The organism is Nocardiopsis xinjiangensis YIM 90004, from assembly GCF_000341145.1.
Taxonomy (GTDB): domain Bacteria; phylum Actinomycetota; class Actinomycetes; order Streptosporangiales; family Streptosporangiaceae; genus Nocardiopsis; species Nocardiopsis xinjiangensis.
This window is the reverse complement of record NZ_ANBE01000001.1, coordinates 13,404-27,976: the sequence shown is the minus strand read 5'-3', so window position 1 is coordinate 27,976 and position 14,573 is coordinate 13,404. Positions and strand designations below refer to the sequence as shown.

Below are 14,573 nucleotides of genomic sequence, written 5' to 3'. Positions count from 1 at the left end.
TCCCCCGGCCGGTCCGTCGACCGGCGCAGTAGTACGGAGCCCGCGGGCCGGACCGGCCCGCGGGCACAGAAAGGAAGACGACAGGACATGAACCGTCACGTGCGCGCGGTCGACCCCGCAGGCGGAGCCGAGTTCCGAACCATCGGCGAAGCCCTCGCCGCCGCCGGCGACGGCGACGTGTTGTCCTTGGCGCCGGGCCGCTACGAGGAGCAGCTCGTCCTCACCCGAGTGGTGACCCTGGTGGCGGAGGAGGGGCCCGGGACCGTCGAGATCCTCTCTGCCTCCGGAACCGCGGTGACGTCGGTGGCCGAAGCCGTCAAGCTCAACGGTCTGCTCCTGCGGGGGCGCGACCCGGAGGCTCCCGTGGTCGACGCGGCGGCCGGACAGATCGAGCTGGCCGACTGCGAGGTCGAAGGGGCCGCCTGGGCGGCCGTGCTCGCCCGAGGAGACGGAGCCCTGGCCCTCCGCGGCTGCACGGTCCGCTGCACGATCGGAGCGGGGATCGTCGTCACGTCCGCCCGTCCCAGCGTCATCGAGGACTGCGTCGTCGAGGACGTCGGTACGAGCGGTGTGGTGATCAATGACAAGGGGGCCCCCGAGGTCCACCGGTGCACGATTCGCGACACGGGCGCCAACGGTGTCTACGCGGCGGGCAGCGGCGCCGGCCGGATCAGCGACTGCACGATCTCCGGCACCGCAAAACCCGCGGTGGTCATCGATGAACACGCAGCCACCGCACTCAGCGGCCTGCGGGTGCGCGCCGTCGCCGACGACGGCGTCGTACTGACCACACGCTCTCCCGTGGCCGTCGGCGACCTCGTGGTCGACGGGACCGCCGGACACGGTCTGCTCCTGCGGGCGGGTACCGACCCGCGTCTGGACCGGATCAGCATCACCAGGAGCGGCGGCATCGGTATCGCCGTCGAGGACAAGGCACGCGGGAGTTTCCGGTCCTGTGACGTTCGCGACACCGGGGCCGAAGGGGTCAGTGCCTCGGGCCGGGCCTCCACCTCGTTCAACGACCTGACCGTGCACGGCACGAAGGCGGCCGGGATCCACATCGCCGAGGACTCCACCGCCGAGTTCGACCGTGTCACCGTGGACCGCACCTCGGGGCCGGGCGTCGAGATCGTTTCGGGGGCCGCCCCGTTCCTCCGCAACGGTTCCCTCTCCGGGGCCCGGGGCCACGGCGTGCGCCTGGACGGCGGTGGCGGGCGCATGGAGGACATCGAGGTCACGGGCGCACGCCGGAGCGGGATCCACGCCTCTGGAAGGGCGCGTGCCTCCCTCAGCGGCCTGCGGGTCCTCGGCCCCCGGGAGAACGGTGTCGCCGCGTTCGGCGGGGCCGAGCTCGACCTGCGCGACGCCGAGGTGTCCGAATGCGGCGGTGACGGGCTCGCCGTGCAGGCAGAGGGAGAGATCATCGCGCTCCGTGTGCGCTCGCACGGCAACACCCGTAACGGGGCCCTTGTGGCCTCGGGAGGCCGGGGCGTGCTGCGCTCGTGCGAGCTGTCCCAGAACGGAGGTGACGGTGTCCTCGTCGGGAGCGAGGAGGACGTGGTCGTCGACGGCTGCACGGTAAGGGGCAACGCCCGCTCAGGTCTGCGCCAGACCGTGCCGGGCGGTCGGATCCGGGCCGACTCGCTGGTCAGTGAGGACAACCGGGCGGAGGACCTGTACGGACCGGATGCCGTACCGGCCGCCCCCTCTCCGGGAACGCACGGTGCGGAAGGTGGTGACGAGGACGCTGAGGAACGGGGACCGCTGGCGGACCTGGAAGCCCTCATCGGACTCGACAACGTCAAGGAAGAGGTCACCACCCTGGTCAACCGGAACAAGATGGCCCGGCACCGCGCCGAGATGGGACTGCCCTCGCCTCCGGTGGCCCGGCACCTGGTCTTCGCCGGCCCTCCGGGCACGGGCAAGACGACCGTGGCCCGCCTCTACGGCCGGGTCCTGGCCGACCTGGACGTCCTGCGCTACGGGCACGTCGTCGAGGCGGCACGGGCCGACCTGGTCGGGCAGTACGTCGGGGCCACGGCGATCAAGACCACCGAGGCCTTCCAGAAGGCCCGCGGCGGGGTGTTGTTCGTCGACGAGGCCTACACGCTCTCGGCCGAGGACGGCGGCGGCTTCGGACAGGAGGCCATCGACACCCTGGTCAAACTCATGGAGGACCACCGCGACGAGGTGGTGGTGATCGTCGCCGGGTACGAGGCCGAGATGGAAGGTTTCCTGGCCTCCAACCCCGGTCTGGCCTCGCGGTTCGCGCGCACGATCACTTTCCCCAACTACCGGGCCGAGGAGTTGGTACTCATCGTCGAGCGCCTCGGTGCGGATCACAGTTACAGCCTCTCGGCGGAGCTGCGAACGATGCTGCTGCGACACTTCGAGGCCGTACCGAAAGGTCCGGCGTTCGGCAACGGCCGGGAGGCGCGCAAGGTCTTCGAGGAGATGGTCGACCGCCAAGCACACCGGCTCAGCGCGGATCCGCCCGCCGATCCCGCGGAACTGACCGTGCTCACCCCCGAGGACCTGGGGAACAGAGCCGAGGCCCCTTCCGGGTCGGGCGGGAGCGACCTGGCCGCTCTACGCGCGGAACTCGACTCGTTGACCGGATTGCACGAGGTCAAGACCACGGTCAACGACCTCGTCAACGTGCTGGTGGCGAGCGCGCGCCGTCGGGAACTGGGCATGCCGGCGCCCAGCCTCGGCCACCATCTGGTCTTCGCCGGCCCTCCGGGCACGGGCAAGACGACCGTTGCGCGGCTCTACGGCCAGTTGCTGCGTGCCCTGGGGGCGCTCCCCGAAGGGCACACGGTCGAGGTCGCCCGCTCCGACCTCGTCGGCCGTTACATCGGACACACCGCCCAGCTCACCGCCGAGGCTTTCGAGAAGGCCCGTGGTGGGGTGTTGTTCGTCGACGAGGCCTACACGCTCACCCGGCCCGGTGCCGCGGGGGACTTCGGACAGGAAGCGGTGGACACCTTGGTCAAGCTCATGGAGGACCACCGCGACGATGTGGCGGTGATCGTCGCCGGCTACACCACGGAGATGCAGGGTTTCCTCGACTCCAACCCCGGGCTGGCCTCACGGTTCTCCCACCACGTGCCGTTCACGGACTACTCCGACGAGGAACTGGTCTCCATCGTGGCCGGCATGGCCGCCGGAAGCGGGTTCGTCGTCCCGGCCGAAACGGATTCCGCGCTGCGGGAGCATTTCGCCGGGGTCAACAGGACGGAAGCTTTCGGGAACGCCCGCTACGCCCGGCAGGTACTGGAACGCATGATCACCCTGCAGGCGGGGCGCACCGTCGATCTGGCCGACCCCTCCCGTGAGGACCTGACCCTGCTCACCCCTGCTGACGTGCCCTGAGCACGGGACGTTCGCTCCACCTGGCGCCGGGGCCCGCGCACCTCCGCGGGCCCGGCAAGAGGCGGCGGGTCCAGGAGCGATGGGACGTGGACCCAAGCGGCCCGGTCCGCGAACCGCGACCGGCCGGCCGTCCCGGGGGCTCCGAGGAGGGGCCCCGGGTGAACAGGTCGCGGACCTTCTGGCAGAAGCGCTTCTCCGAGGACCGGATGTCCCGGACGCGCTGATCGATGTAGGACGGCTACGGCCGCGGTCTCCATGGTTACGGTCTCGCCCGAGCCGACGAGCTCATCCATCCCGGCCGCGGCGCCGGTGCCGACGGTGACCACCAGGGCCTGCTCGAACGTGCGGGCGAACCGGGCAACGGCGTCGATCTCGTCATCCACTGCGCTCATGCCCCTCCTTACACGTTCACCCCGGCGCGTGGCCGGGGTGAACGTGTAAGGAATCCTTACGAGTCGGGCTGCTCCGCCTCGGCGCGGGCCACCGCCCGCATCAGCTGGGCGTAGGCGTAGCCGGTCACGGTGTCGCCCCAACCCGCTCCGGCCTCGGAGCCCACGGACGCGCGCACCTGTCGCAGCCCTTCAGCCGTTTCGTCGCCGTAGTCGCCGTCCACTCCGTACTCGGGCAGGTCCTGGCCCGCGTAGCCGATGAGTACCTGCAACGCCTTGACGGCCTCGCCGCTGTCGCCCTTCTCGAGCCCGATCATCGGGTCATCTCCTCCGTTGGTAGGTGCGCCCGGGGCGCCGGTGAATGTGCCGTCCTGCACCATCCGGTACGCCCGGTCCCCGGGGCAGGAGGTGGCGATGAAATCCCGGTGGCCCAGGACGGTCCCGCTGATGCTGGTGTCCGGCTCCATGAGCCACGCGCGCAGCTGCCGGACGGCGTTGATCTGGTCGTCGGTGATGGTGTCGGTGGGGCCGGTCATCAGCGTCACGCTGTAGTGGGAGGTGTTACCTCCGGGCTGGGCGGCCTGAGCGCGGTAGAGGCCGCGGCCCTCCATCACGTAGCCATGGGCACAACTTCCCCAGCTGTAGCCGATGTCCACCCAGCCGCGTGAGGGGCCGGTGTGGAAGTTGCGGGTGCTGTCCCAGTACGCCTCGCAGGCGCTGTGCGTCTTGTTGGCGAGGTTCTGGTCGCTGCTGTCGTAGTGCACCACCAGGCCGGACTTGGGGTCAGCCCAGGCAGCAGGGGAGTTCGGGCTCCATCCGAGATCGGATCGCCACTGGAGCTTGTCGGGTTGGGGCAAGATGCCTCCTCGGGCATGAACAAGCCGCCTATCAAGGGCGGTCAGGTCGGTCGGGTCTTTTGTCTTCCCGGGGGGGAACCGAGCTCAGACGGGTCACCGCCGTGGCGCACGCACGCCGACCAGATGTCGACGGCCCGCTGTCTCCACGGCGAAGGTCACATGGAATCGGCCCTCGCTCTCGCGGGAGACGATGACCGTGGTCGGGTTCAGGGCCGCCGGATCCACCTGTGGCCAGGACCAGGCCGCCGGCAAGGGCCGGGTCTGTTCGGCCAGGAACAACTGTCCCTGGCGGAGGCGGAAGGCCGAGCGGGTGTAGTGGGCCGACTGGCGTCCGTTGCGGGACTTGAATCGGGGGTGGCGGGCGCGCCCTGCGAAGAAGTTCGCGAACGCGGTGTGCTGGTGGTGCAGGGTCTGCTGCAGCGGGACCGAGGACACCTCGGACAGGAACGCCAGGTCCTGGCCGCGTTTCCACGCGGTCAGCGCCGCATCGGTGGCCTTGGAGGAGGTCTTCTCCCCGCGCTGGTGGTAAGCGACCCGGCGTGCGCTGAGGGTCTTGTTCCACACCAGGCGCACGCACCCGAACGTGCGGCCCAGCCGGGCCGCTTGCTCGGGGGCCGGGTAGGCCCGGCACTTGTATGCCGTCCGCATACACAAAGTTTAAGGGTGGCTACGTTATGAGTACAGCCGTTTCCGGATTCTTCCCCGGATTGAGGGCCGGGACATCCTCCGGAAAACAACGGGTGAGTAGCGCACACACCCGGGGCGCGGTGGGCCGGAGGAGTTCGGCGCTCCTGGATGACTGGCAGAGGCGTGTAGAGACACACGGAGCCCTGTGGGTTGCAACCCGCGTGCAACCCACAGGCCCCCTTCTGTTGCTGACTATGTGGAGTTTTCACAGGTCAAGCACTGCGGCTCCGGCAGGATTCGAACCTGCGGCACCCGCTTTAGGAGAGCGGTGCTCTATCCCCTGAGCTACGGAGCCAATGCGCGCGGGAGGTATGTGTTGCCCCGCCACGGGGCCAAGCCTAACCCAGGATGGGCGTGCTCGGGGTGTCGCATCGCCCCGGACGGGGGACCCTGGGGGACTCTGCGTGCAGGGCGCAGTACGCTGACCTACGATTGGTTGTCCTGGTGGCATTGTGATGTTGTTCATGGCGCGCGTCGCATTATGGCCCCATTCACACCCTGGTCATTGTGGAAGCCAGGCGGTGACGACCGATCACCCCATCGTGACCAGGGATGATTCCGAGGTCCGGTGGAACGGGCCGCGCCCAGGCGCTCACGGCCCGGTCCGACGTCCGTGTCGAACGGATCAGTCCTGTGTGTCCGCAACCGGACATGTAGTACCTTGCGTTTCGGCCACGGGTACGTGTTCGAGGAAAATCAGCCGGAGGATCATTCGTGCCGTTCGATTCTGAGCAGGCGCGGCGCAGGTCCCGCGTTCCGGGTAACGGGGAGACGCCGGTCCTCCCGGCGCCGCACGGTTTCCGGGGGCGTGTGGCCCGAGCGTTCGTGCTGGTCCTCACGACCACGCTGTGCGTTGTCCCGTTGCCGAGCTCCGCCTACGCCTCCGACCTGGAGGAACTCCGCGAGCAGGCCGAGCAGGCCTCCACCGAACTCGAGGAGGCCACCGAGCAGCACGTGGAACGCCAGGAGGAGCTCGAGTCGGCCCAGGAGGACCTGGTCGGCACGCTCCACGAGCTCCAGCAGACCGAGGTCGAACTCGGTGAGATGCGTGAACCGCTCGCCCGCCTGGCCAACGCCCTGTACCGCCAGCCCGACGGGGGCATGCTCCAGATCCTGGTGGAGGGCTCGCTCGACGACGACATGCAGATGCAGTCGTATGCGGCGAAGCTGTCCGAGGACAACCAGGCCCTCATCCAGGACGCCACCGACCTGCGCGAGGAACAGGCGGATCTGGCCGTCGAGGCCCAGCAGATGCAGACCGACACCCAGCTGGAACAGGCCGAGCTCGCCGCCGAGGTCGAGGAGCTGCGCGAGCAGTCCGAGGAGAGCACCGAGCGGCTGACCACGGAGCTGGAGGACCGCGGGCTCGACCCCGGCACCTTCCAGGCGGCCGCCGACTGCGACGGTTCCAAGGCCAGCGAGGCCGACAACTACCCCAACGGCCTGGTGCCCGAGGAGGCGCTCTGTGCGCTCTACGACGACGGCGAATACCTGAGGGCCGACGCCGCCGAGGCCTTCCTCGAACTCAACATGGAGTACGTCGAGGAGTTCGGCGAGAACATGTGCATCAACAGTTCCTACCGCGACCTGCCGAACCAGCACCGCGTCTACGCCGAGCAGCCGCCTGGGTTCGCCGCCGTTCCCGGCACCAGTAACCACGGGCTGGGGCAGGCCATCGACCTCGGGTGCGGCATCCAGAACTACCAGTCCGAGAGGTGGAACTGGATGGAGGAGAACGGCGCCCGCTACGGCTGGATCCACCCGGACTGGGCCAAGAACAATCCGTTCGAGCCATGGCACTGGGAGTACGAGTCGTGATCGGCCGCCGATGACACGACGAGGGCGCCGCCACCGGCATTCGGTGGCGGCGCCCTCGTCGCATGTGCTGCGGGATCAGGAGGAGGGGGATCCCTCCTCGAGGGTCTCCTCCGGGGGAGTCTCCGGGATGACCTCGCTGGTGCAGTTGGAGCACCGGCCGGCCCTCTTGTCGATCTCGCTGTAGCAGTAGGGGCACTCGCGAGTGGTGGCCTCCTCGACCTTGGCGGTCCTCTCCAACAGCTTGGCCACCGGCAGGACCACGAAGAAGTACAGGATCGCTGCGGTGATCAGGAACGAGATCACCGCGTCGATGAACTGGCCGTAGTTGAAGACGCTCCCGTTGACCGTGAACGAGGCGTCGCCGAACTCGGGGACCCCGCCGAAGATCCCGAGCAGCGGTGTGATGAAACCTTCGGTGAACGCGGTGATCAGGTTGGAGAAGACCGTCCCGATCACGACCGCGACCGCCAACTGCACCAGGTTCCCCTGGAGCAGGAACTTCTTGAAGCCTTCCATGGAACAGCCCTCGTGATCGTGCTTGTCTCGACTGGACGGCCCCTGGGCGGACCACGGGGGGCGGGTGTGTCGAGAGGGCGGCCTGCCAGGGGCACCCGAACAGCCTTCCGCACCTCGGAGCGGGCGGTCAAACGCGGAATGCGATGTTCGGTTCCGGTGCGTTCCGGGGGTCTCAATGCCGGATCGAGACCGTGAGGCGGGAGTCGGCCGCGAACCCGGCCAGGGCCCGGGCCTCCTCCGTATCGGCGGCCACGAGCAGCAACGCACCGCTCTCACCGCCGCCGGCGTCCTCCTCGGGTACGGCCAGCACAGGACGGTCCGAGACCACCTCGACGGCCGGACCGGCGCGGGCGGGGGCCGAAGGATCGGAGGCCGATGCGGCCAGCACGTCGACCCGGTCGCCGGGGGTGAGGAGTGTGGCCGTTCCGGCATCGGCCACCCGCACCGGTGCGGCCACCAGGCCGGGGCCGTAGGGGCGCGCGGGAGGATCGGCCAGACGGGCATCGGTGAGCACCTCCCCCTCGCGCACCGGGCCACTGAGCCGGCGCCCGGCCGCGGTGGTGCCGGCGGCCAGGGCCCCCTCGGGCAGCACGGTGTCGGGCAGGCGCCGGGGAGCGAGGTCGGAGTCACCGAGCGGGGAGGAGGCGTCGAGGTCGCGTGCGGCCACGAGTACCTCGCGTCCGGGCTCGGGAGGGGGACGCAGCACCAGGACCGCGCTCAACAGCGCACACGCCGCGAGCAGGGCGGTCAGGGCCCGCCGGTGGCGGTCGAGGAACCGGTGCACCGCACGCCGGTGCCGGTAAGGGGACAGTGCATCGGCCATGGTCCGACGGTAGACCGGACGGGGCCGCCGCGGACGGTTGTCCACAGGCCCTTTTCCCGGGAGCGGGGCCGGCCGGGCCGGTGCGCCGCCGGGCGTGCGGCGGCGCATCGAGGGGCCCGGCGGTCAACGGCAGGGATGCCTCAGGAACTGCTGGTGGTACTGGTGCTCTTGGAACCGGAGTCGCTGCTGCTCGAACCGGTGGAGGAGGACTCCGAGGAGGACGAGGAGCTGGAGGAACCGGAGGAGCTCTCGGATGAACCGGAGTCCTTGCCGTTCTCCTTGCTGGACCCCGAGAGCACCGAGTTGTTGCTGGAGGAGACGCTGTCGGTCTTGTAGAAGCCCGAGCCCTTGAAGACGACGCCCACCGCGGAGTACACCTTGCGCAGGCGTCCCTCGCACTCGGGGCAGACGGTGAGGGAGTCGTCGCTGAACTTCTGCACGACTTCCATCTGGGCTTCGCACGCGGTGCACGCGTACTGGTACGTAGGCACGGTTCGGGTCCTCCTTGCTGGCACTCTCACCCGTTGACTGCCAAATAGTACGTGGTCACCGATGGAGGCGGGGACAGCACCTCACCCGGGACGCGTCGGAGCAGGGAACGCCGCGGGGCACGCCCCGCGGACGGACGCCACCGACAACGCCGGGGCGCAGGGCGTTAATCCCTTGGCCCGCCCGGGACCGGGGGCACCGGCCACACCGGGGAACCCGGGTCGAACACCCGCAGCCCCGCAGGGGTGACCACCGCGTCCACCGGGAGGTCGTGTTCCTCGGCCGGAAGTTCCTCCACCAGCTCGCCCTCGTGCAGGGGCACCACGACAGGGGTGTGCGGGCCCTTGTGGGACAGCGCCCGGTCGTAACACCCAGCGCCCCGGCCCAACCGGACCCCGCGCCCGTCCACCGCCAGTGCCGGGCACACCACGAGGTCGGCCCGGGCGGGGGCGTCCACGCCGTAGCGGTGGCCGGTCGGCTCCAGGAGCCCGTACCGGGCCTCTTCCAGGGAGTCCGGGCCTTCGTAGGCGGCCCAGTCCAGGTCGCCGCCCGGCAGGAACACCGGCAACAGCACGTACACCCCGTGTTCCCACAGGGCGCTCACCAGGTGGTGCGTGCCGGGTTCCTCGTCAACGGACCAGTAACAGGCCACGGTCCCGGCCGTCGACATCCACGGCTGTTCCCACAGGGCCTCGCGAAGGACCCGGCCGGCGCGTTCGCGCTCGGGGGCCTCCAGTGCCCGTCGGCCTTCCAGGAACTGCTTGCGCAGTCGCCGCTTGTCGGCCCGGTCCAGATCGCTCACGGTCGCCTCCGGTGTCCCTTCCGCGCTCGTCCAGCCGGGAGCGTACCACCGGCATTTCCGGTGCCACCGGGGAGCGAAGGGGTGAACAGCCGGTGGCGCCTGCGGGACCGGCCCCGGAAGGGGGGCCTACTTCTTGTCCGAGCAGGCCGTGTGGCAGCCACGGGTGTTCTCGCGGCTGTCCTAAAGTGCCGATATGAACGCCGAAACCGAGCACACACGGCTCCACCCCGCTTCCACCCCCGTCACCAAGGCCGTCGTGCCCGCAGCCGGCCTCGGCACGCGTTTCCTCCCGGCCACCAAGGCCACACCCAAGGAGATGTTGCCGATCGTGGACAAACCCGCGATCCAGTACGTCGTGGAGGAGGCCGTCGCCGCGCGCCTCGACGACGTGCTCATGATCACGGGCCGCAACAAACGCTCCATCGAGGACCACTTCGACCGCGCCCACGAACTCGAGGAGACGCTGGAGACCAAGGGGGAGTACGAGCGCCTCAAGGCCGTGCGCGAACCCGACGGCCTGGCCCAGGTGCACTACGTCCGCCAGGGCCAGCCCCGCGGCCTGGGCCACGCGGTGCTCTGCGCCGAGGCGCACGTGGGTGACAACCCCTTCGCGGTGTTGCTCGGCGACGACATCATCGACGGCGCCGAGCTCCTGCGCCGCATGATCGAGGTCCGCCAACAGCGCGGAGGCAGCGTCGTCGCCCTCATGGAGGTCGATCCCGAACAGGTCTCCCGATACGGGTGCGCGGGAATCCGGCCCACCGACGAGGACGACGTCGTCACCGTCACCGACCTGGTCGAGAAGCCCTCGCCGGAACAGGCCCCCAGCCGGTGGGCGGTCATCGGCCGCTACGTGTGCGACCCCGCCGTCTTCCCGGTCCTGCGCCGTACCCCGCCCGGCCGCGGCGGCGAGATCCAGCTGACCGACGCCCTCCTGGAGCTGGCCCGTAGCGGTACCGAGGAGGGCGGTCCCGTCTACGGTGTGCTGTTCCGCGGGCGCCGCTACGACACCGGCGACAAGGGCGACTACATCCGTACTCTCGTGGAGTTCGCCTGCCGCCGTCCCGACCTGCGCGAGGAGCTCCTGCCGTGGCTGCGCGAGTTCGTCGGGGAGCACGACCGGGGCGACGCCGGCCACTGAGGGCGGGGTACTGCCGGGGACGGGGCGCGTGCCATCTCCTGTGGGAGGTGAGAAGCTCGGGCTGCACGAAGACCACACCCGGGAGGGCCCCTGTGAAGAGCGTCGAACAGCACATCGAAGACTGCCTCGGGCTCGTCGCCGCAACGCAGCCGACCGAGATCGATCTGAACCACGCCCACGGCACCGTTCTGGCCGAGACGGTGGCCTCGCCGGTCTCCCTGCCCGGTTTCGACAACTCCGCCATGGACGGCTACGCGGTGCGTTCGGACGACGTGGCCGAGGCCTCGCCCGAGGTCCCGGCCCGCCTCGCCGTGGTCGCGGACATCCCCGCGGGCGACCCCACCCCGGTCGCGGTACGGCCGGGCATGTGCGCGCGCATCATGACGGGTGCGCCCATGCCGGACGGCGCCGACGCGGTCGTCCCGGTGGAATGGACCGACGGCGACACCGTGCGGGTGACCATCGATCGCCCCGCCCGTCCCGGAAACGCCGTACGCAGGGCCGGTGACGACATCACCGCGGGCACGGTCGTCCTGGAAGCGGGCTCCCTCATCGGGGCGGGCGAGATGGGTGTGCTCGCCGCGGTGGGACGCCGCTCGGTTCCGGTCCACCCCAGGCCCCGCGTGGTGGTGCTCTCCACCGGCGAGGAACTGGTCGAACCGGGCCGCCCCTTGGGCCCCGGCCAGATCTGGGAGTCCAACAGTTTCATGATCGCCGCGGCCGCCCGCGACGCCGGCTGCGAGGTCTACCGGCACGGGTTCGTGGGCGATGACCCGCGGACCGTCATGCAGACCCTGGAGGGCCTGCTGCTGCGGGCCGACGTCGTGGTCACCACCGGCGGCGTCAGCATGGGCGCCCACGACGTCGTCAAGGAAGTGCTCTCCCAGCAGGGCGTGCACTTCACCCAGGTGGCGGTGCAACCGGGCAAACCCCAGGGCTACGGCTCGATCGGCCCCGACAAGACCCCCATCCTCACGCTGCCCGGCAACCCGGTGAGCGCGTTCGTCTCCTTCCAGGTCTTCGTACGCCCCGTCCTGCTCGAGCTCCGGGGCTTGGAACCGGACCCCCTGACCGAGCACCGCGCCCGGCTCACCGATTCCGTCACCTCCCCGCCCGGACGCCGCTCCTACCTGCGGGGCTCCCTGAGCGCTCCGACCGCGGACGGGCGGCGCACCGTCACCCCGGTCCGCCGCCAGGGCTCGCACCAGCTCTCCGTCCTCGCCGGGTCCGATGCGCTCGTGGTCGTGCCCGAGGACGTCACCGAGCTCCCGTCCGGGACCGAGGTCGAGGTGCGGGTCCTTCCCGGTACGTGAGCGGGGGCCGGTGCCCGCGGAAGGGACCGCAGGCGGTGTCCCGCGGGCGGCGTTCCCGGAACGGGACGGGTACACGGTGCCGTACGGTCGGGGGGAACGGAGCGGCGGAGCCCTTCGCCCCGCCCCGCGGCCGCCCCGGCCGCGCCCCCAGCACGAACGCAGGACGTGTCGACGATGAGCCACACCCCAGGGCCGGACGAGTCCGGTCACCCCTCCGGTTTCACGCACCTGGACGAATCCGGCGCCGCACGCATGGTCGATGTGTCCGCCAAGGGCGTCGGCGCGCGCACCGCGACCGCCACGGGCCGGGTCCTGCTGTCCGCGGACACGGTGGCGGCGCTGCGCGGAGGAGAGGTACCCAAGGGTGACGCGCTCGCGGTGGCACGCATCGCCGGGATCCAGGGGGCCAAGCGCACCCCCGACCTCGTTCCGCTGTGCCACCCCATCGCGGTGCACGGCGTCGACGTCGACCTCACCGTGACCGACGAGGGTGTGGACATCAGCGCGACCGTGCGTACCGCCGACCGCACGGGTGTGGAGATGGAGGCCCTGACCTGTGTCATGACCGCCGGGCTCGGGCTGGTCGACATGGTCAAGGCCCTGGACCCCGAGGCCGAGGTCACGTGCGTGCGTGTGGAGGAGAAGACCGGGGGCAAGAAGGGCGACTGGAGGCGTGGTGACTGAGAACGCCCGTTACAGGGTCGCCGTCGTCACGGCCTCCAACCGCGCGGCCGCCGGGATCTACCCCGACCGTTCGGGCCCCGTCATCGCCGAACGCCTGAGTGAACTGGGCTGCGAGGTCCTGGGGCCGTGGGTGGTACCCGACGGTGAACCGGTCACCGAAGCGCTCGAAGGGGCCCTGGGGGAACGCTGCGCGGCCGCACTGACGACGGGCGGCACCGGCCTGACCCCGGGGGACCACACACCCGAGGCCACACGTGAACTGCTCACCCGCGAGATCCCCGGCATCGCCGAGGCGCTGCGGGCCGCCGGGCGCGAGAAGGGGATCCCCACGGCGATCCTCTCGCGCGGCCTGGCAGGCGTGGCCGAGCGGGACGGGCACCGGATGCTCGTGGTCAACCTGCCCGGTTCCCGGGGCGGGGCCGCCGACGGGATGGATGTGCTCGCCCCGGTACTGAGGCATGCGCTCGATCAGCTCGGTGGCGGCGACCATGTCCGGGCCGAATGACATCGGACCATGACCGGAATCACAGGTGGCTGCCGAGGTGTATCGGCCATTCCTTGACCACACTTTCCTTTCCGGTTCATTGGTGCGGAGGTTAAGAATCGACCGATTCGCGATACACCTTCGTGACGCACGCCACGGAGCGCCTTCGGGGTGGAATACTGGAAGGCGCCACCGGCGGTGCGCGTCCGCGAGTGTCGTGTCGTCCGGGGCCGGCGGTCTCGGAAGGTTCGGAAGGGGCGGTTGTGAATCGCAGACAAGGGTGGCCCGTCACCCTGCAGGACGGTCCGGTCGCGCTGCGCCCGTTGCGCCTCAGGGACGCCGCCGCCCTGCGCGAGACCCGCGGACGCAACGAGTCCTGGTTGCGCCCCTGGGAACCGACCTACCCCGAGATGCCGCTGCGCAGCGACGGGCTCACCCAGTACGCGGCCATGCTCCAGTCGATCCGGCGCGAGGCGCGCCAAGGCTTGTCGATGCCGTGGGCGATCACCTACGACGGGGTCTTCGCCGGCCAGCTCACGGTGGGTGCCATTGTGTGGGGCTCTTCCAGATCGGCGCAGGTCGGGTACTGGATCGACCAGGTCTACGCGGGCCGTTCCATCACACCCGTGGCCGTCGCCCTGGCCGTGGACCACTCCTTCTTCCGTGTCGGACTGCACCGCATCGAGGCCAACGTGCGCCCCGAGAACCGTGCGAGCAGGCGGGTCATGACCAAGCTCGGGTTCCGCGACGAGGGGGTGCGGCGGCGCCAGCTGCACATCGACGGAGCCTGGCGTGACCACATCTGCTACGCACTGACGGCCGAGGAGGTGCCGCGGGGGGTCCTGCGCCGTTGGAAGGGTGATTCGTCCCCCGGTTCCGCTTTGAGGCCCCAGGGCCCGAACAGTGGGGAAGATCCACGTGGCCGGGCTCGCAATCATCACGGATCCGGGTGAAGTCAGCGCATCTATCCAGCGGTCCGGACCCTAAACCTGAGTTTGCTCACATTGGCTCATTACTTTGTGTTGAATTGGCGCTACGCTCTGGGTTGAGCCCGTGGCCTGTGCTTTCCCTCCGGCGGCCGAGGAGCCCGAAACTGAAGTCCAGAATCTTGCGACACTCCGGTCAGAATGTGGCGCATTTATGGACACGGGGTCGTACCGTGCGGAACATAGACGCATTGACGATGCGGGCAACG

Annotated in this window: 12 protein-coding genes, 1 tRNA gene and 1 pseudogene; 7 read left to right on the top strand and 7 right to left on the bottom strand. The window is 70.0% G+C overall.

Annotated elements, in window-relative coordinates; translation table 11 throughout:
* The first annotated feature begins 87 nt into the window (after positions 1 to 87).
* Positions 88 to 3,375, top strand: a complete 3,288-nt coding sequence (locus tag D473_RS0100130) for a right-handed parallel beta-helix repeat-containing protein (protein WP_017607062.1) — start codon at positions 88 to 90, stop codon at positions 3,373 to 3,375.
* A gap of 448 nt (positions 3,376 to 3,823) precedes the next feature.
* Here D473_RS0100130 and D473_RS0100125 read toward each other — a convergent pair whose 3' ends face one another.
* The 3 genes and pseudogenes from D473_RS0100125 to D473_RS0100115 form a co-directional block, all read right to left on the bottom strand.
* Positions 3,824 to 4,621, bottom strand: a complete 798-nt coding sequence (locus tag D473_RS0100125; protein WP_017607061.1) for a peptidoglycan recognition protein family protein — start codon at positions 4,619 to 4,621, stop codon at positions 3,824 to 3,826.
* 138 nt (positions 4,622 to 4,759) lie between these two features.
* Positions 4,760 to 5,269: pseudogene (locus D473_RS23850) on the bottom strand (RNA-guided endonuclease InsQ/TnpB family protein); the annotation flags it as partial.
* A 261-nt stretch (positions 5,270 to 5,530) separates the two neighbouring features.
* Positions 5,531 to 5,603, bottom strand: a tRNA-Arg gene (locus tag D473_RS0100115).
* Positions 5,604 to 6,022: 419 nt separating this feature from the next.
* Between D473_RS0100115 and D473_RS0100110 the strand changes: the two genes are divergently transcribed.
* Complete coding sequence (locus D473_RS0100110; protein WP_033352323.1) at positions 6,023 to 7,126, top strand: D-alanyl-D-alanine carboxypeptidase family protein; 1,104 nt, start codon at positions 6,023 to 6,025, stop codon at positions 7,124 to 7,126.
* 75 nt (positions 7,127 to 7,201) lie between these two features.
* On the opposite strand, the gene mscL is transcribed toward D473_RS0100110, so the two are convergent.
* From mscL to D473_RS0100090, 4 genes are all read right to left on the bottom strand, one after another.
* Positions 7,202 to 7,642 carry a large conductance mechanosensitive channel protein MscL gene (gene mscL / locus D473_RS0100105; RefSeq protein ID WP_017607058.1) on the bottom strand — a complete coding sequence of 147 codons (441 nt, stop codon included), beginning with the start codon at positions 7,640 to 7,642 and terminating at the stop codon, positions 7,202 to 7,204.
* A 172-nt stretch (positions 7,643 to 7,814) separates the two neighbouring features.
* Positions 7,815 to 8,465, bottom strand: coding sequence for an SAF domain-containing protein (locus D473_RS0100100; protein WP_026126459.1), 651 nt, complete (start codon positions 8,463 to 8,465; stop codon positions 7,815 to 7,817).
* A 140-nt stretch (positions 8,466 to 8,605) separates the two neighbouring features.
* A complete protein-coding gene (locus D473_RS26175) occupies positions 8,606 to 8,956 on the bottom strand; it encodes an FmdB family zinc ribbon protein (protein ID WP_026126458.1) in 351 nt (116 codons plus the stop codon).
* 164 nt (positions 8,957 to 9,120) lie between these two features.
* Complete coding sequence (locus D473_RS0100090) at positions 9,121 to 9,756, bottom strand: 5-formyltetrahydrofolate cyclo-ligase (protein ID WP_017607054.1); 636 nt, start codon at positions 9,754 to 9,756, stop codon at positions 9,121 to 9,123.
* Positions 9,757 to 9,949: 193 nt separating this feature from the next.
* On the opposite strand from D473_RS0100090, the gene galU reads away from it, so the two are divergent.
* The 5 genes from galU (at position 9,950) to D473_RS0100065 (ending at position 14,331) form a co-directional block, all read left to right on the top strand.
* Positions 9,950 to 10,897: a UTP--glucose-1-phosphate uridylyltransferase GalU gene (gene galU / locus D473_RS0100085; RefSeq protein WP_017607053.1), complete on the top strand. Its 948-nt coding sequence runs from the start codon at positions 9,950 to 9,952 to the stop codon at positions 10,895 to 10,897.
* Positions 10,898 to 10,989: 92 nt separating this feature from the next.
* Complete coding sequence (glp, locus tag D473_RS0100080) at positions 10,990 to 12,210, top strand: molybdotransferase-like divisome protein Glp (RefSeq protein WP_017607052.1); 1,221 nt, start codon at positions 10,990 to 10,992, stop codon at positions 12,208 to 12,210.
* Positions 12,211 to 12,384: 174 nt separating this feature from the next.
* Positions 12,385 to 12,894 carry a cyclic pyranopterin monophosphate synthase MoaC gene (gene moaC / locus D473_RS0100075; RefSeq protein WP_017607051.1) on the top strand — a complete coding sequence of 170 codons (510 nt, stop codon included), beginning with the start codon at positions 12,385 to 12,387 and terminating at the stop codon, positions 12,892 to 12,894.
* Complete coding sequence (locus D473_RS0100070; protein ID WP_026126457.1) at positions 12,887 to 13,399, top strand: MogA/MoaB family molybdenum cofactor biosynthesis protein; 513 nt, start codon at positions 12,887 to 12,889, stop codon at positions 13,397 to 13,399. Before moaC ends, D473_RS0100070 begins: the two co-directional genes overlap by 8 nt.
* Before the next feature lie 242 nt (positions 13,400 to 13,641).
* The gene (locus tag D473_RS0100065; RefSeq protein ID WP_017607049.1) at positions 13,642 to 14,331 is read left to right on the top strand and encodes a GNAT family N-acetyltransferase; all 690 of its coding nucleotides are present in this window, start codon (positions 13,642 to 13,644) and stop codon (positions 14,329 to 14,331) included.
* The last annotated feature ends 242 nt before the right edge of the window (positions 14,332 to 14,573 follow it).

Excerpts from the sequence above, each read along its gene's own strand:
- D473_RS0100130 (WP_017607062.1), top strand. The coding sequence starts at position 88 with ATGAACCGTCACGTGCGCGCGGTCGACCCCGCAGGCGGAGCCGAGTTC.
- mscL (WP_017607058.1), bottom strand. The coding sequence starts at position 7,642 with ATGGAAGGCTTCAAGAAGTTCCTGCTCCAGGGGAACCTGGTGCAGTTG.
- D473_RS0100100 (WP_026126459.1), bottom strand. The coding sequence starts at position 8,465 with ATGGCCGATGCACTGTCCCCTTACCGGCACCGGCGTGCGGTGCACCGG.
- galU (WP_017607053.1), top strand. The coding sequence starts at position 9,950 with ATGAACGCCGAAACCGAGCACACACGGCTCCACCCCGCTTCCACCCCC.
- moaC (WP_017607051.1), top strand. The coding sequence starts at position 12,385 with ATGAGCCACACCCCAGGGCCGGACGAGTCCGGTCACCCCTCCGGTTTC.